This window comes from Virgibacillus sp. W0181, assembly GCF_051846915.1.
Taxonomy (GTDB): Bacteria; Bacillota; Bacilli; order Bacillales; family Amphibacillaceae; genus JBPYCR01.
This window is the reverse complement of the sequence record NZ_JBPYCR010000023.1, coordinates 26706-46767: the sequence shown is the minus strand read 5'-3', so window position 1 is coordinate 46767 and position 20062 is coordinate 26706. Positions and strand designations below refer to the sequence as shown.

Annotated in this window: 14 protein-coding genes; 12 read left to right on the top strand and 2 right to left on the bottom strand. The window is 38.8% G+C overall.

What is annotated here, in order from left to right:
* Nucleotides 1-858 precede the first annotated feature (858 nt).
* The 5 genes from ACLIBG_RS10840 (at nucleotide 859) to yhbH (ending at nucleotide 8221) form a co-directional block, all read left to right on the top strand.
* Nucleotides 859-2337 (top strand): OmpA family protein, encoded by a 1479-nt coding sequence (locus ACLIBG_RS10840; RefSeq protein WP_439312780.1) that lies wholly within the window; start codon nucleotides 859-861, stop codon nucleotides 2335-2337.
* Nucleotides 2338-2413: 76 nt separating this feature from the next.
* On the top strand, nucleotides 2414-3505 hold the full coding sequence (locus tag ACLIBG_RS10835; protein WP_439312779.1) for a hypothetical protein: 1092 nt from the start codon (nucleotides 2414-2416) through the stop codon (nucleotides 3503-3505).
* Between the two features lie 30 nt (nucleotides 3506-3535).
* The gene (locus tag ACLIBG_RS10830) at nucleotides 3536-4396 is read left to right on the top strand and encodes a hypothetical protein (protein WP_439312778.1); all 861 of its coding nucleotides are present in this window, start codon (nucleotides 3536-3538) and stop codon (nucleotides 4394-4396) included.
* Between the two features lie 639 nt (nucleotides 4397-5035).
* Entirely contained in the window at nucleotides 5036-6931 is a 1896-nt protein-coding gene (locus ACLIBG_RS10825; protein ID WP_439312777.1) for a PrkA family serine protein kinase, read from the top strand.
* A 129-nt stretch (nucleotides 6932-7060) separates the two neighbouring features.
* The gene (gene yhbH, locus ACLIBG_RS10820) at nucleotides 7061-8221 is read left to right on the top strand and encodes a sporulation protein YhbH (RefSeq protein WP_439312776.1); all 1161 of its coding nucleotides are present in this window, start codon (nucleotides 7061-7063) and stop codon (nucleotides 8219-8221) included.
* An 829-nt stretch (nucleotides 8222-9050) separates the two neighbouring features.
* Here the strand turns inward: yhbH and ACLIBG_RS10815 are convergent.
* Nucleotides 9051-9524, bottom strand: a complete 474-nt coding sequence (locus tag ACLIBG_RS10815; protein ID WP_439312775.1) for a hypothetical protein — start codon at nucleotides 9522-9524, stop codon at nucleotides 9051-9053.
* 44 nt (nucleotides 9525-9568) lie between these two features.
* Between ACLIBG_RS10815 and ACLIBG_RS10810 the strand changes: the two genes are divergently transcribed.
* The 5 genes from ACLIBG_RS10810 to ACLIBG_RS10790 all read left to right on the top strand — a co-directional run bounded on the left by ACLIBG_RS10810 (nucleotide 9569) and on the right by ACLIBG_RS10790 (nucleotide 16207).
* Nucleotides 9569-10957 carry a SpoVR family protein gene (locus ACLIBG_RS10810; protein WP_439312774.1) on the top strand — a complete coding sequence of 463 codons (1389 nt, stop codon included), beginning with the start codon at nucleotides 9569-9571 and terminating at the stop codon, nucleotides 10955-10957.
* Between the two features lie 151 nt (nucleotides 10958-11108).
* Nucleotides 11109-11546, top strand: a complete 438-nt coding sequence (locus ACLIBG_RS10805; RefSeq protein WP_439312773.1) for a CBS domain-containing protein — start codon at nucleotides 11109-11111, stop codon at nucleotides 11544-11546.
* Between the two features lie 1170 nt (nucleotides 11547-12716).
* Entirely contained in the window at nucleotides 12717-14201 is a 1485-nt protein-coding gene (locus tag ACLIBG_RS10800; protein WP_439312772.1) for a Na+/H+ antiporter NhaC family protein, read from the top strand.
* 113 nt (nucleotides 14202-14314) lie between these two features.
* A complete protein-coding gene (locus ACLIBG_RS10795; protein WP_439312771.1) occupies nucleotides 14315-15001 on the top strand; it encodes a Crp/Fnr family transcriptional regulator in 687 nt (228 codons plus the stop codon).
* 99 nt (nucleotides 15002-15100) lie between these two features.
* Entirely contained in the window at nucleotides 15101-16207 is a 1107-nt protein-coding gene (locus ACLIBG_RS10790) for an aminotransferase class V-fold PLP-dependent enzyme (RefSeq protein WP_439312770.1), read from the top strand.
* A 416-nt stretch (nucleotides 16208-16623) separates the two neighbouring features.
* On the opposite strand, the gene ACLIBG_RS10785 is transcribed toward ACLIBG_RS10790, so the two are convergent.
* Nucleotides 16624-16773, bottom strand: a complete 150-nt coding sequence (locus tag ACLIBG_RS10785; protein WP_439312769.1) for a hypothetical protein — start codon at nucleotides 16771-16773, stop codon at nucleotides 16624-16626.
* A 630-nt stretch (nucleotides 16774-17403) separates the two neighbouring features.
* On the opposite strand from ACLIBG_RS10785, the gene rbsK reads away from it, so the two are divergent.
* Nucleotides 17404-18327 (top strand): ribokinase, encoded by a 924-nt coding sequence (rbsK, locus tag ACLIBG_RS10780; protein ID WP_439312768.1) that lies wholly within the window; start codon nucleotides 17404-17406, stop codon nucleotides 18325-18327.
* Nucleotides 18328-18365: 38 nt separating this feature from the next.
* Entirely contained in the window at nucleotides 18366-19823 is a 1458-nt protein-coding gene (locus ACLIBG_RS10775) for an aspartate aminotransferase family protein (protein ID WP_439312767.1), read from the top strand.
* Nucleotides 19824-20062 lie beyond the last annotated feature (239 nt).

Here is a 20062-nt window from a genome sequence, read left to right as displayed (position 1 = left end):
GGGGCCCCTCCAAACCAAATAAAATTAAATCTTAAACCGTACAAATAGTTGAAAACCTTGTATCTTAAATTACACATAATTAAGGACTTGACTCAAGTACGGATATCCTGCCTTCGGGTGCGGATATAAAGCCCCAAGTACGGATATCCTGCCACCGAGTGTGGATATATTGCTCCAAGTACGGATATCTTGCCACCGAGTGTGGATATAACGCTCCAAGTACGGATATCCTGCCACCGAGTGCGGATATAATGTTCCAAGTACGGATATCCTGCCACCGAGTGTGGATATAACGCTTCAAGTACGGTTATCCCGCCTCCGGGTGCGGATATAATGTTCCAAGTACGGATATCCTGCCACCGAGTGTGGATATAACGTTTCAAGTACGGATATCCCGCCTCCAGATGCGGATATATCGCTTCCGAGAATGGATATAACACCCCCAAGTACAGATACCTACTATCGATCTCGCCGAACTCCTTCTCGTAAAATGTTGATTTGCTATCATTGCGAAGTTTTTGATTAGAGCTTATTGTGGAAATAAATGGATAACCCTGAGAGATTCCTTTGTATCAGGAACAAAGACTCAAATAAATTTTAACCATAATAAATAGTAGTTTTTTCGTCCTAAAAACACTCTTTTTTAACTTATTAGACCGAAAAGTAATGATTGTTAAGCCGATACGATTCCATGAAAACGTGATTATATGCTCATGTTTTGAGAATTTATTTTTGCTACCATGGGAAGTAATGCTTATGATAAAAAATAATTCGTAAAAAAGCCGGGGACCAATTCTCCTTTCGGCACCTTTTATATGCATATAAACCAGGGAAATCGAAGGAGGTAGAGTGAGAGCGATGAAAAAAAATAGAATGCTTATTTCTTTTGCTTTGATCATCCTGCTTGTTTTAGCTTCTTGTGGAGCTCCTGAGGAAGATGGAGAGGCAGAAGAGGTAGATGCGGAGAAGCCAAAAGAAGAGCAGAAGTCTGAGGAGACGGAAGAAGAGGCGCAAGAGCCTGAAGAAGAACCGAAAGAGGCAGAAACGGATCCGCAACCAGAAGAAAAAGAAGAAATGGAAGATGGAAAAGCCGCTGAAGATAGTCCAGATGTTGAACTAGGGGATTATGAAGTCTTTATCGGTGGAGAAATGATTGAGAAAGAAGATAATATTATCATTAATGGGGAAAGCAATCTGTTACCAGGTGCACGAGTGATTGGTGAAGTGTCTGTTGGAGATGAAGAAGACAAACAATATTTTGCCGACACGACAGAAATCATACAGGATGATGGCACCTTTCATATGGAAATTGCAAATCATAATTTAGACGAAGAAACAGAGGTAGCTGTAAAATTCCATTTTGACGGCCAACAGGATGATGGGATTATCAGACATTATGGCGATCGAGGACAAGAGCTGGAAGGTCCATACATATATAAGCACCAAGGAGAAGTTGGCGGCGGCAATCCACAAAATATTTTTAAACAGGCTAAAGCAACAGCAACATTTGAACCTGGAAAAGAGAAAGCGGTCCGCCATTTCAAAGAACCTGACTGGCACCCGATACCTGAAGACATGGGGGATCCGCGTATATGGATTGAAGTGGATGAAATTAATAACGATAAAGAATTTTTCTATTTACAAGGTCGCAGTAACCTTGTAGAAGGAAGCAATATTTTTGTGAATTATGGGAGCAATCGATTGGATGAGACAAGGATATTGCCAGACGGCTCTTTTTATTTGAAGTTTCCGTATGAATACAAAGAAGATACACCGTTTGAAATCGATTTTAAACCAAGTCACCATTCGCAATGGAATGAAGTAGAGGAACGATATGGGAAGGAAGGACAGAAGCTCGTCGGTGATCTCGTAGTCCAGGATAAATATAGTGATAAACAGTATGTGCAAAAAGTTATCGAACAGGAATCGGCTGAAATTGAAGTGCCGGATAACGTGGAATTAAATATTGAAGGCTCTGAAGTAACGATGCTTGTTCCGGATAATGTGTTATTCGATTTTGACAAATATGATTTAAAAGACTCTTCCAAGGATGTTTTAAAGGAAATAAGTGAGACACTCGCAACATCATTTAATAAAAAAGATCTCGAAATCGTCATTAATGGTCATACGGATAACGTCGGCAAGAAGGATTACAATTTGGAACTGTCGGAAAAACGAGCGAAAAAAGTAAAGGAATATTTAGAAGAGCAGTTGAAGGAAACTGAGGCATCTTTTACGACAAAAGGATATGGAGATGCAAAACCAATTGCATCCAATGATACGGAGAAAGGCCAAGCGAAAAATCGTCGTGTTGAAATTGTTATTAATTTACGTTAAAAGCTCGTGAAAGAGAAGATCGAAGCCATTTTTACCGGACTTTTGAATGACCTTTAAAAGAAGGAGTGTATAAACGATGCGAAAAAAATTATTTGGGCTGATCAGTATGATATTCATTGTCATGCTGCTCGGCGCTTGCGGACAAAATGAAGATGAAAAAACAAATGAAGGTGAAGCGAACGAAGCAGCTGCCGAAGCCGAGGAAGAACCGGTAACGGAAGAGAAAGAAGCCGAACTAGGAGACTATGAAGTTCAACTTGATGGTGAAGTTACGGAACAGGACAATACGTTTGTCATTGAAGGAAAAAGTAATCTATTACCGGGATCCCGATTGGTTGGTGAGGTCGTCGTCGTGACAGAGGGAGAAAAAGAGGTTTTCTCGGATACAACTGAACTTGTTCAGGAAGATGGATCTTTCCACATGGAACTGGAACATCACGAGTACGGTGAAGCGGAAATTATTGTACGATTTGATTTTAATACCGTGCAAGATGATGAGATAAAGAGGCATTACGGAGAAAAAGGACAAAAATTGGAAGGACCGTTTATTTACAAGCATGAAGAGTATGAAGGAATATTGAAAAAGGCCGAAGCAAAAATAGATTACGTACCGGGCGAAACAACAAACTTAGCGATTCAGGCACCGGATTGGTACGATTTGCCGGATGATTATGGTGATCCGAGGATTTGGATTGAAGTAGAAGAGCTTACAGAAGACGGGGAATTTTTCTACCTTCACGGGCGAAGCAACATTATGGAAGGTAGTGAGATTAAAGTAGAGTATAGATATAACAAGGATAAGACCCAAGTCAAGCCTGACGGATCTTTTGATTTTAAATTTGATTACGAGTATCTGGAGGATAAAGATATTGTCATCACGTTCGAGCCTTATGGCTACCAGTGGAACGAAATTGAAGAAGCCTATGGGAAAAAAGGACAAAAGCTCGTTGGTGACCTTGTCGTAAACAATAAATACAGCACGGATAAACAGTTTATTGAAAAGCGCATTCCATGGGACGGCAGCTTTGAGGAAGATGGTGCAGATGCCTCATCAACAGGAGTTGACGAGGAGCAAGCACCAGAAGAAAATGAAGAAAATACGAAAGATGAAAAGGAAAATCCGGACGATGAAGCTGATCAGGAAGAAGATCCTAAAAAAGAAGAGTAAGCAGCAGTTAACAGAGAGGAAGGTAGGTCGTTGAAACAAACGTTGATGTTCTTCGTCATGCTCGTAAGTACGATGTTCATTCTCACAGCTTGCGGGGCCGATCTTGGAGACCCGAAAGTATACATGGGCGGAGAAGTAAAAGAAAAAGAGGATAAAATTGTTATTGCTGGTGAAAGCAACCTGCTGCCTGGGTCTCGTGTCCACGGTGTTTTATATGTGGATGACGGCGAAGAAGTATTTGCCGATGTAACGGAACTGGTTGATGATAAAGGCAGGTTCAAAATGGAAATGGATCATCATCAATATGGAGATGCAGAAGTCGTCGTCACTTTTGGGTTCGCAGATCAAGTGCAGGAGGAAGAAATAGTCGAGCATTACGGTGAAGGCGGGAACGAACTAAAAGGCCCATACGTATTACAGGATGAGCAATGGGGAGAACCGCAAAAAAAGGCGGTTGTCCGCTTAGATTTGCCGGCTGATTCCGAAGAAGATACATACGCATTTTCCGAACCGGATTGGAATGAAAAACCGGACGATTACGGGGACCCGCGTGTACGAATTGAAGTTGAGGAGATTACAGAAGATGACGAATACTTTTATGTAAAAGGGAAATCAAATCTTCTAGAAGGAAGCAAAATTTCCGGCTATTATTCTGATCGCTGGGGGGTCACAGACGAAACGAGGGTGAACCCGGACGGTACATTTGATTTAAAAATTGAGTATAAATATTCAGAGGATCCGTATTTTACTATTATTTTTAAGCCGTCATCCCAATGGGAATCGATTAAGGAGAATTATGGATCAAACGGAGAAAAACTGGTAGGATCACTCGTCGAAACATCCAATGACAACCTCCATGTCGAGGCAATCATCGATTATGAACACGAATAAATGGAAAAAGCTGCTGAGGTAAACTTCAGCAGCTTTTTCATTGGTAAGAAAGCATAAATTTTTGCGCATAGCTGTCTAGATTCGACGTACAAATGTTTTCGGTGGGAAGAAAGCGTAGCTACAGTCCCAGGATGTTCTAGTGCAAATTTTTCCGATGGGACGAGCATTCACGCGCAGTCCCAGGCGTTGCAACAAATCTCTTGGTGGGAAGAGCATTTAAGTGCAGTCCCAGAATGTTGCGCTTTTTAGCCTTTGGGGGTCGCTTGTGCTTTTCTTAAAAGATAAGAATGTATATAATTTTGTGCATAGCTGTCTAGCTTAAGCGCCCAGAAACTAGGCGACTTCCTGCAGCGCCTTGCAATAAGTCATCATCGATTCGCGGTGCTCATCGTGATTCCTTTATCTTAGTTGCTTCAGTCCAGTCGCTACGATTCTAGGCAGGGCGCTTGTGCTTTTCTTATTGGTAGACAAAAAAGAATAATACATCATCCCATTGTATTCGGCCAGAGAAGCTTTTATAAACCGCGCTTGCTGATCAACAAAACTTTCTTAACAATACTGTTCTAAAAAAGTTCCGTGCATGACAAGTGCCCTGTACGCATAAGCTGTATAAACCTCAGATATAGATGGAGGGAAACAATGGATATTTTAAACAAGTTAAAGCGTCATAGAGAAGAAGAGAAAAAGCTGATGTGGGAAGGAACGTTTGCCGATTATTTGGAAATTGTAAAGGAGCGCCCTGAAGTAGCTCAAACCTCCCATTCACGTGTTTATAATATGATCAAATATGCTGGCTTGCGGGAGGAAAATGATCAAAGGAAGTACGAGTTTTTTGGCAGTGAAATATTTGGCTTGGAGGATGCGATTGAAAAGCTTGTGGAGGAATATCTCCATCCAGCGGCACGGCGTCTTGATGTTCGGAAGCGTATTTTACTTTTGATGGGGCCGGTAAGTGGAGGAAAATCTACCATTGTTACAATGCTGAAACGCGGTCTGGAAAGATATTCGCGCACTGATGAAGGGGCAGTGTATGCCATTAAAGGCTGTCCGATGCATGAAGATCCATTGCATTTGATTCCGAAAGAACTGCGAGAGGAATTTTATGAAAAGTACGGCATCCGTGTGGAAGGCAGCTTATCCCCGTTGAATTTGATGCGACTCGAGAAGGAATATGGCGGACAAATTGAGGATGTCAAGGTGGAGCGCATTTTCTTTTCCGAAGATAAACGCGTTGGTATTGGTACATTCAGCCCATCGGATCCGAAATCACAGGATATTGCCGATTTGACCGGGAGCATCGATTTTTCGACGATTGCCGAATATGGATCCGAATCCGATCCGCGTGCATACCGATTTGATGGGGAACTGAATAAGGCCAATCGTGGCATGATGGAATTTCAGGAGATGCTGAAGTGTGATGAAAAGTTTTTATGGCACCTGTTGTCATTAACCCAGGAGGGCAATTTTAAAGCAGGTCGTTTTGCGTTAATTAGTGCAGATTCTTTAATTGTTGCCCATACGAATGAAGCGGAATATCGATCGTTTATCTCTAATAAAAAGAACGAAGCACTACATTCGCGGATTATCGTTATGCCAATTCCGTACAACTTAAAAGTAAGTGAAGAGGAACGTATTTACCAAAAAATGATTAAGCAAAGCGATATCGCCCATGTCCACGTAGCTCCACATGCATTGCGAGTTGCTGCCATCTTTTCCATTTTAACAAGATTAAAGGATTCGAAAAAACAAGGGATCGACCTCGTGAAAAAAATGCGTTTGTATGATGGAGAAAATGTCGAAGGTTTAAACCAAATTGATATGGATGAACTAAAAAATGAATATACCGATGAAGGCTTGAGCGGTATTGATCCAAGGTATGTGATCAACCGCATTTCTTCAGCCATCATCCGGAAAGATGTGCCGGCAATCAATGCATTGGATGTATTAAGGTCATTGAAGGAAGGCTTGGATCAACACCCATCCATTTCCAATGAGGACCGAGAAGACTTTTTAGACTATATTTCCATCGCCCGTAAAGAATACGATGAAATGGCCAAAAAAGAAGTGCAAAAAGCATTTGTTTACTCGTATGAGGAGTCAGCGATAACGTTAATGGATAACTATTTGGACAATGTGGAAGCATTTTGCAATAAAAACAAGCTCCGTGATCCGTTAACAGGAGAAGAAATGAATCCCGATGAAAAATTGATGCGCTCGATTGAGGAACAAATCGGTATTTCGGAAAACGCGAAGAAAGCATTTCGAGAGGAGATACTCATTCGTATTTCCGCTTATGCCAGAAAAGGAAAAACATTTGACTATCACTCGCATGAACGTTTGCAAGAGGCCATCCAGAAGAAGCTTTTTGCCGATTTAAAGGATGTCGTGAAAATAACGACGACATCGAAAACGCCGGATGAATCCCAATTGAAGAAAATTAATGAGGTTATTGCCAGACTGATTGATGAACATGGTTATAACTCGATTTCCGCCAATGAACTGCTGCGCTATGTCGGCAGCCTGCTCAACCGCTAGTTTTGTTTTTGGAATTATGTAGCTGTACTCATTGCACCGTCTGCCAAGCCAAAAAAGGAAGTACGAACAGGCAAACGGTGCATACAATAAAGTAATACACGATTCACCTTAAATAGGGAGGGAGATGGGATGCAAGCCGGAAAAGAAAACTTTGTCGTCTCCAAGGAAAACTGGTCCCTCCATCGAAAAGGCCAGCAAGATCAAAAAAGGCATATGGATAAAGTTAAAGAGGCGATCAGAGACAATTTATCTGATTTAATTAGTGAAGAAAGCATTATCGCTTCTGATGGAAAAGAGATTATTAAAATTCCGATTCGGTCCCTTGACGAATATAAAATCCGCTATAATTACGATAAAACGAAACACGTCGGTCAAGGTGATGGTGACAGCAAGGTAGGCGATATTGTTGCCCGTGACGGACAGGGCAAGCAAGGAGCTGGTCCAGGGAAAGGGAAAAAAGCAGGTGACCAGCCGGGTGTTGATTATTATGAAGCCGAAGTATCGCTCGCCGAAATTGAAGAAGTGCTATTTCAAGATCTTGAACTGCCAAATCTCGAACAAAAAGAAAAAGCTGAACTGACAACCGAAAAAATTGAGTTTAATGATGTTCGCAAAAAAGGTTTAATGGGCAACGTCGATAAAAAAAGAACTATTTTAACGGCTTTAAAAAGAAATGCGACAAAAGGAAGTCCGTCGATTGCTCCAATTCAGCAGGATGATTTACGTTTTAAAACGTGGAATGACGTCACAAAACCTGAATCCGAAGCAGTAGTCTTGGCCATGATGGACACAAGCGGCTCCATGGGGAGCTTCGAGAAATATATGGCCCGCAGCTTCTTTTTCTGGATGACTCGATTTTTACGAACAAAATACGATACCGTCGAAATTGTTTTCATTGCCCATCATACTGAAGCAAAGGTGGTCAGTGAAGAAGCCTTCTTTTCAAAGGGCGAAAGCGGTGGGACGATATGTTCATCCGTTTATTATAAGGCATTGGAACTGATCGGAGAAAAATACAGCCCGAATCGTTACAATATTTACCCATTTCATTTTTCCGATGGCGATAATCTAACATCCGATAACCCGAAATGCTTAAAGCTTGTGCATGACATCATGGATGTTTCCAATATGTTCGGCTATGGAGAAGTGAATGTGTTCAGTCGCTACTCCACCTTAATGAACGCCTACAAGCGAATCGATAACCCGAAATTCAAAAATTATATATTAAAAAATAAAAATGACGTTTACCATGCGATGAAGGAGTTCTTTAGCGCAAGTAGGGAAGTGTAACACTTCCTTACTACATAAAATATTTAGATGGGCACGCTGTGGCACCCCAGCCATGGCGATGCTTTGTTTACGGTCTTTTTTTAGGGGGCTTCGCTTCTGTCTTATAGCGGATGTAAGCTTTAATTTTGGACGCTGGGGATCGCCGCGTGCCCCAAATGGAGTGCTTTGGTGAATTTCGATCATGCTGGAACGTGCCACGTACCACAAATGGATTGTTTGCACGGATTTCGGTCACGCTGAGGATCGCCTCGTGCCTCAAGTGGAGTGTTTTGATGAATTTCGGTCACGATGGAACGTGCCGAGTACCCCAAACGGATTGTTTGCACGGATTTGGGTTACGCTGAGGATCGCCTCGTGCCTCAAAAGGAATACTCTGACGAATTTCGGTCAAGCTGCAACTTGCCTCGTGCCCGAACAAGAGTGCTTGCATGAATTCCGGTCACGCAAGAAAACGCCACAGCCATTCTCACTCACTTTCGTTAGCACGAAAAATCACTCCCGGTGTTCTTTACCAGAATTTGCACAGTATTGATGCATCTGTCTAGTATTTTTCAAACAGGAATTGCATCACAATATCCTCTATCATTTAATCCAGACAACTAAAACAACATACACAGAACAATATGCACAAATTTTTTCAATATCATGCCCCCTTTTTACACTTCTATACGAATGTAGTAATAAGGATGTTTTCTCCATTTAATTTTTGCCAAATAGCTCTCTAATCCTACATTCGTTTTTAATTACGAAATGGGGGCAAGCTGCATGGAAAAATATATCTCCGTTGTTCTTTAAAATATCAGTTATCCCAAATATCCGTAAACACGCGTTACGCAAGGACAATTTTATAAACCGCACGGTCCGTGCTAATAATAAATTCCGATTCATCGAATTCGTATAACGTGTTGTTTTCTAGCGGGATTTCATATAAAGATGATGGAAGCGGCTGCAGTTCATTCCGCTCATTATCTGTCTGGGTCATACCTGCGCCGTTTAGTTCCAACGTGTACATGGATTCATAATCATCCAGCCTCCGTGTATCCTTTTCATATGAAATATACTCAAGCGCGAGTACTGTTTCATCCACATCATCCATTTCCAACTTAGATACTTTTACCCGTTTACCATTCCATTTGCTTAATTGGTCATTAAATTCTTCTATTGATAAAAAATGATCCATGTATAAATCCCTCCCATCATTTAACGTTTCCTTTATGGAGGAAAACATACAGAACAACATGACTAAAAAATACATAAGGACAATGAAAGTTAAATGAAAACCAATCTCTGTATTATTGTTCATGATTCACTCCTTCCATCATAAACTATAGAAAGGAGGGGTCGTTTTTGGAGAAAGAATTAACACGAGCCATTGATGAAATTACGGAAATTGCTTCGGACTTTGGACTTGATTTTTATCCGATGCGTTATGAAATTTGCCCTGCGGATATTATATATACGTTCGGCGCGTATGGCATGCCGACCCGTTTCACCCATTGGAGCTTTGGAAAGCAATTTCACAAAATGAAGCTCCACTATGATCTTGGCTTAAGCCAGATTTATGAACTTGTCATTAATTCTAACCCTTGCTATGCCTTTTTGCTTGATACGAACAGCCTGATTCAGAACAAGCTCATCATCGCCCATGTACTCGCTCACAGTGACTTTTTCAAAAACAATGTACGTTTTTCCAACACGCGGCGTGATATGGTTGAGAGCATGACTGCAACGGCCGAGCGGGTAAGTCATTATGAGATGATTCACGGAAAAGATGAAGTGGAAAAGTTTTTGGATGCGGTATTGTCAATTCAAGAGCATATTGACCCAGCAATTATTCGATCGGAATATCCGGAAAATGGCGAAGAACAACTGCAAAAAGCAACAACCCCGTATGATGATTTATGGGATTTGGATAATGCTGACAAAAGGCAAAGCAAACCGGTAAAAAAGGAGAAAAAGGTCCCTGCTCAACCGGAAAAGGATTTGCTATTATTTATCGAGAACCATAGCCGCGAGCTGGACGACTGGCAGCGCGATATTTTAACGATGATGCGGGAGGAAATGCTGTATTTCTGGCCACAGCTCGAAACGAAAATCATGAACGAAGGCTGGGCATCCTACTGGCATCAGCGGATTTTGCGGGAAATGGATTTAACGGCAGGGGAAACGGTTGAGTTTGCCAAATTAAACGCAGGTGTCATTCAGCCATCAAAAACTCAAATTAACCCATACTACCTCGGTTTAAAAATGTTTGAAAATATTGAAGAACGTTATAACAATCCGACGAAAGAAATGAAGGAAAGAGGGATTAAAGCGAATAGCGGTAAGGAAAAAATATTTGAAGTGAGAGAACTCGAAGCGGATATTTCCTTCATCCGAAACTATTTAACGAAAGACTTAGTTCGGCAAGAGGATATGTACTTATTCGAAAAACAAGGAAGAGATTACCGTATTTCCGATAAAGAGTACGAAAATGTTCGTGACCAGCTCGTATCGGCAAGAGTGAACGGAGGCTTTCCATATATTTACGTAGAGAACGGCGATTACTTGAAAAATGGTGGACTGTATTTAATTCACGCCTATGAAGGCATCGAGCTCGACCTCCCGTATTTGGAAAACGTGCTCAGTTATATATATCAGCTATGGGGACGCACGATTTATATGGAAACATATGTCGATGATCGGAAAGTTTTATTTTCTTACAACGGCGAAAAAGTAACGCGAAGAAATTTGTGAGAAAGAAATTACATGAACCGAAAACGTTTTTCATCATCACATATTAAACTGCGCATCGTGAAAAAACCGAGAAACCCCTTTTATAGCAAAAATTGCCTTTATAAATTTAGGGGAAATGACTCATCCTAAATGATGAAAGGGAGGTTTTATGATGCAGCATGAATTAAGAAATGTGATGACGTCCAATGTGGAAACAATCCAGGAAACCCAGTCCATCCAAGAAGCAGCAGAATTAATGAGTGCTCGTAATATCGGTTCTGTGCCAGTTGTGAATAACAGCGGGCAGATGGTTGGAATTATTACGGACCGCGATATTACGTTACGGTCTACAGCTGATGGTGAAGCAGCACAAACGCCTGTATCTGAAGCGATGACTGCCCAAAGCATTGTCCAAGGCACACCTGACATGAGTGCTCAGGAGGCTGCCCAATTAATGGCACAGCAACAAATTCGCCGCCTGCCTGTCGTTGAAAACGATCAAGTCGTCGGAATGGTAGCGCTCGGAGACTTAGCCGTTGACAACATGTCCGATGATGCAGCAGGGGACGCATTATCAAGCATCTCCAACCCATCTGAACCACAAAAATAGCACAAGCAAATTTAGTCAAGAACGTTGATCGAAAGGGTGATCAGCGTTCTTTTTCATATAAAAAACTCCCAAAAGGCAGATTTTCACTCTAACTTTTGGGGTGCACATCAGAACCGGCAGATTTTTTAAAATTATTGTATAAAAAGTATACATACGAGCTTGCTCCAGTGAGTGCAACGAAGACTTATCAAGCAAGCGTAGATGCTGATAATGGGTATCAACACAGTGATGTTCCTTACTGAGAGTTGGTTCTCGAAGGCGATATTGTTCCGGGCGACACAGCATTTTGGAGAAAGTCCATCAAGACTTTGACGGTGATTTCTACGATTATAATGACAGTAAGGATTACACCGGGCCCGAACGAATCGCCTGGAAATCCATTTAGCCTACGTATTGATAATGTCATGATCTTTAGTTTGTTCAAACAGTTATGCGAACAGGAAATATTTATTCATTTATATACTTGATATTGTATAGCTTCGCTTTATTCCGGCCGAAAGAAGGTTATTTTCTTCACATTCCCCTTGTTTGATTTCTGTATCTTCTTGAGGTAATATACTGAAAATCTCCATATATTAAGGGAGGTTTTTTATCATGTTTATCCATGATTTTGAAAATGACATCGAGTGTTTTTGACTAAATCAATCGTTTCTAATAAAAGAATAATACTGTCTAATCTGAAATTGTTTTTTCGGAAAGTAGACTATGAGGAAAATGTATAACTGAAACGTATAAATTGTAGTGTAGACTACAGAGTTTAGTAAAGAAAGTTTATATAATATAGTTAGTATATTTTAAAAAAGCAATACCCTGAGAGGTTTTCCCCCTGCCCTGAGGACTTCTATTAATGAAGTCAATTCCTTTAAAAACCTTGTGTATTAATCTGTTTGGTGATGTTCTATCGCTTAAGTTAAAGTGATAAATTGAATGGGAAGGGTTGGATGTACACTAATAAGAATTAAATTTAAAAAGGAATGAATGCGATTACAAATGATATAGTGTCTTTACGTAAACCATGAATGTTTAACGTAATGTTAAGTGTTCCGTAACTTAATTGGATTAATGTCATTCATGAATGATAGCGCTATCTATAGTGTTCCATTTATAAAATCTGAAATTGATTCAATTAATTTACTTTATTGAATCTTCAAAGGGAAAGGTGTTTTAATTATGTCTAAACCGAAAGAATACTTACTCGAATTTAATATAAATCGGTCATTAGCATTTTTACCATTAATTATTTTTATGATATCGTGTATTCTTTTCTTCGTTGTGTTCCAAGTATATGAGATGGAAGCTTTGGCTATGGGAGGATTTATTGCGTTAATTATTGGTAGTCTCTTCGCAAAAAGTAATGCTAAGTATTGGGATGCGGTTATTAAAGGAATGTCATCGAAAATTGCCAATACATTAATACTTATTCTTTTTATAGTATCCTTTTTTGGAAAGTTGATGGGAGAAGCTGGTGCTGCAGAAGGGTTCGTTTGGGTTGGTATGGAACTTCATTTAACGGGAGCTTTATTCACTTTATTTACTTTTCTTGTAGCGGGGATTATAGCTGCTGCGACTGGTACATCAATAGGAACATTATTTGCAGCCTTTCCTTTACTTTATCCAGCGGGGGTTTTATTAGGTTCTGATCCAATAATATTGGCTGGAGCTATTTTAAGTGGGGCTATTATGGGTGATAGTATGGGGCCTATATCAGATGTAACCATTACAAGCTCTATTACTCAAAAGTACACAAAAAAAGAAGGCAATGCAGATATTATGGGGATGGTCAAATCGCGTCTGCGTTATGTTATTCCAGCAGCTATTTTAGCTAGTATCCTGTTTTTGATATTTGGTGGCACTGGAAATAAAATCAATGCAGAAGGTTATGAATTAATAGAGCAATATTCTGATCCACATGGTTTAATTATGTTAATTCCTATAATTATATTGTTAGTTGTAGCAGTCAAAAGTCAAAATATATTTTTAGCGTCAACCGTTGGAACAATCATTGGGATTGTCGTGGCTGTGCTTTTTGGGGCGATTGATATAAGTAATATATTTATGGTTCAAGAAGGTGCATTAAGCGGGTTTCTTATCGATAGCGTTACAGGAGTTATTGGTACCATTGCTTTTGTAATACCTTTGTTTGGTATTATAGGAGTTCTTGAAGAAAGTGGTGCAATGGACAGGTTAGTAAATGATTTGATGAACAGTAAGTTTGCTGCCACAGAAAGAGGAACAGAGCTCATCATTATGATAGGAGCTACGATCTCTGGAATTAGCCTAGGAGGCGCAAATGGACCTACTTGCATGATGTTTGGGCCTTTGACAGATGAAATTGGTCAGAAAAAACAACTTCACCCTTATCGCAGAGGTAATCTGTTATCTGGATTTGCATCTTCGCTGCCAATTTTAATACCATTTAGCAGTTCATTTATTATTATTACGTACGCTAATATTAATGCCTTGGTTGAAAACTTTACATTCGTACAGCCCATTAACCCATTAATGATAGCGATTGGAACATTCTTTCCTGCAATGCTTTTCATTGTGTTTTTATATGCAATTCTTAGCGGGTGGGGAAGACGATTTGAAGGAGAAGGTGGTTTACCTGTAAAACAGCCTAGGCAGAATGAAGGTGCAAGCGAAAGATATATTTAATTCAAGATTGTTATAATTAGTTATCTTATACAAATGTAAATTCACCTATATAATTGACGTATAATAATAGTTATTAAACTGAAATTTTTTATGAAGGAAGGTTTTTAGTAAGAATGACTTTTATTGATGAACTTACGTCACCTTGGTTAGATAACTTACCTTATAATTGGAGTGTTTTTGATACAGAAGGCAAAGTTATTCATTTTAAAAAGAATAATTTTGTTTTTAATGCAGGAGACGATTTAGACTATGTATATATAGTTTTAAATGGAAGAGTGAGAACATATCTAAATACAGTAAATGGTAAAGAGAAAACGTTAATGGTTATTGGGAAAAATGGTTTGTTAGGGGAAGATTTTATTCAAGGGGATCACGTTCACTCAACGTCAGCAATAGCGGTAACAGAGTCAACTCTACTAAAAGTAGATAAAATAAAATTTCGTAAAATTACGTTTTCTGAAGAAAAAACTTTGACGCAATGGTTACAGATATTGAGTTTAAAAACAAAGGTCTTAACCCAATCTCACTCTAACCTTGCATTTAATGATACTAGAGAAAGATTAGCGAGTGCCTTGATTTATCTTGCAAAGACATATGGGGGAAAAGATATAAATAATTCCACAAGAATAGGAATTAAATTTACACATCAAGAATTAGCAGACTTTATAGGTTCTTCTAGAGTAACTGTTTCGAATGAATTAAATAAGTTAAGAAAAGAAGGCATTGTTTCTAAAATGGATAAACACTATCATATACAAAGCATTTCAAAGCTTAAAGAAATTTATAGTTCTGAAGAATAATTTATACTTTAGTAATCCTGTTTACAGAAGTATATAAATTAATACTTTATAATTTAATCAGCAATAAAGTTATAGAGACAGAAAAGGTGAGGGATATAAATGAAAGATATGCAATTAGTGAGAGAGGAATTTCCTATTTTAAAAGATAAGATCCAGCTATCTAGCTGTTCTCAAAGTGCGCTTCATCATAATGTTAAAGAGAGTATAAATAAATATATAAACACTTGGGAAAAAGATGGCATGAACTGGGGTCTATGGATGGAAGTATGTGAAAATGCAAGAATGAAGTTTGCTAAACTAATAAATGCAAAACCCTCAGAAATCGCAATTGTTTCATCGGTTTCACACGCAATATCTTCAATAGCTACAAGCTTGAACCCTGAAGAAGGTAAAAAAGATTTTTGGGTCTCTAAAGAAGATTTTCCATGCATTGGTCATGTAGCGTTGTCCCAAAACAATTATAAGGTAAAGTATATAGATTATAATAAAGATGATTATAGCACAGTAATAAATGACGAAACATTTATGGTTTCCGTCCCTCATGTTTCGTTTTATAATGGTGCTATATCTAATCTAGAAAATGTTATACATCACACAAAAAAAAGAGATGGCTATGTTTTTGTAGATGCCTACCAATCAGCAGGTCAAGTGGATATAGATGTGAAAAAACTAGATATTGACTTTCTGGCTGCAGGTATGCAAAAGTACTTGCTTGGTATTCCTGGAATTGCTTTCTTGTATGTTAAAGAAGAAATAGCTGACACTTTATCGCCAAGAATAACTGGTTGGTTCGGACAGGAAAATCCATTCGCTTTTGATGGCGAGAATGTAAACTATGCTCAAGGAGCGCGAAGATTCGATACGGGAACTTTCCCAATGATTAATGGATTTGCGGCCGATAGCGCTCTTGATATTATTTTGGGTGTTGGCGTGAAAAACATAGAAAAACGTTTACAAGAATTATCGCAATTCACACTCAATTATTGCAGAGATAATAGTTTGAACATTGCAAGTCCGTTAGACCCAACATTAAAAGGATCTAATACAGCTATAAAAGTAGAGGACGCAAACAAGATAGAAGCAAAGTTAAAGGAAAGAAATATTCTACTCTCTGCCAGAGCTGATGTTATTCGTATAGCTCCTCATTTTTACAATACAGAAGACGATATCAAGATAGCTGTTGACGCATTGAAGAAGCTTATCTGACTATTAGTAATAGGATATTTGAGTTACAGGAGACCAATTATCCAACGCTATACATTTAATTTTTGGAAGTCATCGTATCATATCTAGAGAGTCTGTATTCTGTCCAGATGTCGTATGACAGTATTTTAGCAAATGATTACAATGCTCATTTTTGGGGCGCTAATCGTTGCTTTATTATCTGAAAGTAGAAAATAACTGAACAGCACCCTGTCAAGTAGACAGTAAAATAATCAAAACCAAGATAAGCGGCTTTGGCTCTAAATTCATACGGGCTAAGGTTGCTTATATTTTTTGTTAGCATCTAATACATGTACCCCCTATGTTTTAATTTAACTGGATTCAAATCCTCGGTACACCACCAAAGAATTCTAAAGCATGAATGTGTGCTGTAAACCAATTTACAGATTTTATATAACTCAACTGATTATAAGATCCAATCGACAAAAAATATACGCAGGCAACACCTCTCTTGAAGCACGATCTGTAACAACCAATGCCAAACCAGCCCAATTTACTTCTATATATTTATCCTGGTTTTTTCGAATAAACAGATGGTAAATAATCATTGAGTAACGTCCTGTATAATTTTGTCATTCCTTCTCATGCAATATAAATTTATTTTTCTCCGTACTTTTGGTGCGCTGATTCACAAATGGCTACTTATCTTACCCTTATTACTCGTTCAAACCCACACAGCATGGCTCAACTCATCTATAATAAATAAAACATAAAAGCTCTTCACTCAATGGGAAGGACATTTCGTTTTATTACATTAATGTTTTCCCAACAACCCAACTGACAAAAACAAACATTGTAGTAATAAATTCGAACCTGTTGATGCGTTTAATTAATCAACGGGTTTATTTTTTGTCATATTTAAATGGGTCAACTTATATAATAGTAGAACTAATAAACTTGTATTAAAAAGTAGTGTTTTTATGTTTATTAGAAAAAATAAATAAAAATCGATTGATATAGCAAGGACAACACGAGTTAAACAAGACCAAGCCAAATAAAAACGATCGGCTATGTCGCATTAAACTAAAGATCAACATCCTATGGCATTATTGAACTTTACTTAGGAAAAATTACATTTTTATAAGCGCTAATGTTTAAATCGATTATCATGAACCCGATGTCATATTACTTTAAGAAATTCACAATGCAGTAGCATTTAAATAATAGGGATGGAGAGAATGGAGTTTATGAAACAATCGCAGATCACAGTGGTGGGAAGTTTAAATATGGATTTAGTAGTAGAAACACAACGTATACCGCGCCAGGGTGAAACGGTTCTTGGAAAAAGCTTCACTACATTATCTGGTGGAAAAGGAAACAACCAGGCGGTAGCTTGTGCAAGACTAGGAGCAGAGGTTACGCTCATCGGTTGTGTAGGAGAAGATATATATGGAGAACAGTTAATTCAAAATTTAAAGAATGAAGGAGTTATTACAGAGCATATTATAGAGGTCCCAGAAACTAGTACCGGAATAGCTTCAATTACTGTTAACAATGGTGAAAACCAAATTATTGTAGTGCCGGGAGCAAACCATCATTTGACTCCAGATAATTTACAAGATAAAGAAGAAGTTATTAAACAGTCGGACATTATATTAGTGCAACTTGAAATTCCATTAGAGACTGTTATTAAGACGATCGAAATTGCAGAATTTCATCGAATCCCCGTAGTTTTAAATCCAGCACCTTCTATGACTTTACCAGACAAGCTATTAGACAAGGTTACATACATAACACCAAATGAACATGAATTGAAGAAAATGTTCCAGGAAGATGAGGTTAGCACGCAAAGTTTTGAGGAAATATTAGCAAGGTTTCCAGAGAAAATTGTCATGACAAAAGGAAAGAAGGGTGCTTACTTTATAGATATAGATGGTAAATTAGTGCATCACCCAAGTTATCCAGTCCAAGTAGTCGATACAACTGGAGCGGGAGACTCATTTAACGCAGGTTTGGTCGTAAAGTTAAGTGTTGGAGAAAATATTTCTGAAGCGACGAAATTCGCCGTGGCAGTTGGAGCTCTTTCGGTCACTAAATTCGGTGCTCAACATGGAATGCCAACGATGAAGCAGGTAAAAAGGTTTATGGAAAATGAGTTATAGAACAAACAGAAAATTATATTTTATGGGAGGCTATGATGATGGTAAAGCATCAATCAAATGAAATGAAACAACGGGAAAAACTATCAATTAATGAGGAACAATTGCAGCAGCGGATAAACAATATGAGTTATGGTGATGAAAAAAGTAAGGACTGGGCGCGCCGGTGGTTAGATGTCGAATCAAGAGGCCAGGTAGGATTATCGTTGTTTCCTGTTCCTCCAATTATCGAGAGAGGGTCTGGTGACAAACTGTACGATGTAGATGGGAAAGAATATATCGATTTATTATCTGGTTTTTCGGTTTCAGCCTTAGGACAATGCAATCCTGAGATAACGAAAACGATATCAGAACAGGCTGGTAAGCTAACACATTATTTTGATTTCCCACATCCCGAGCGAATTGAGATGGCTGAAAAACTTACTAAAATGACACCTATTAAAGGAGAAGATGCGCGAGTAGTTTTTGGCGTTACAGGATCTGATTCAGTTGAATTAGCGATTCGAGCAGCACGTTATTATACCGGACGGTCAATGGTACTAACAGCGTACGGTGATTACCACGGAGTTACTTATGGTGCGATGCCATTTACTACAAAGGGTGGAATGAGACCATATTTCCATCCGATTCAACCGCAAGATTCAGGTGTTGGTTATTTCCCTTTCCCTTACGCGTATCGTGGACCATTTGGAGAACCACCAACTGGAGAGTCAGCGGAGGAGTATACATTAAGTAAACTTAAGCATTATTTAGAGTTTTTACTAGAAAGTAAAGAAACTCCTTATGCAGAAGGAAAAAGCGGGATTTCTAACGTAGCAGCAATTATCGTGGAACCTTTCCAAAGTTCTGCTGGTTATTATATACCACCTAAAGGGTACTTGAAGTTTTTACGTAAAATTGCAGATGAATATGGAATTCTCTTGATCGTGGATGAAATTCAAACAGGGTTAGGAAGAACAGGGCGTCTATGGGCGACTGAATGGGAAGATGTTGAAGTCGATATGTTATTAACATCGAAAGCACTTGGTGGAGGTTTACCACTATCCGCAGCAGTTGCAAGAGCGGATATATTGGAGGCCTGGGGACCTGGTGCACACGTATCAACTCAAGCAGGAAATGTTATTGCATGTGCTGCTGGTAATAAAATATTGGATCAAGTGTCAGATGAGGCGTTCCTAAAATCGGTTAAGGAAAAAGGAGACTACTTTGCAAACGGCTTACGTGAATTACAAAGGAAATATCCGATAATTGGACAGATTGATGCTCGAGGTCTATATATTGGTTTAGAATTCGTTAAAGACCAAAAGACGAAAGAACCTGCAGACGAAGAAGCTCAACAAATATTAGAAGCTTGTTTGGAAGAAGGGATTATTTTTGAAAAAGGAGGATTTTTCCACAACCGTTTTCAACTCATTCCTCCATTAACAATATCATATGAAACGATAGATGAAGTGATTGCTAGGTTTGATAAAATACTTTCAAAAGTGAACACCAAATAAACCTGAAACATGCAGCGTTCAAACATGTATTCAAATTTGGCCGCTTGTTACATGCGTACAACACTAGTATGAAGTAAAAAAGCGGCTTTCCCATTCTTTATCATTATGTCTTACGTAAAAGAAGTCGTCTAGGGTCATTCTTGGTTGAAGTATGAAATTAGAAGCCCTTAAATTCGAGTAAATAATGGCGGAGAGATATCATGTCGTTGCAACATTTCATAAAAGAAGATAAGCGGGCA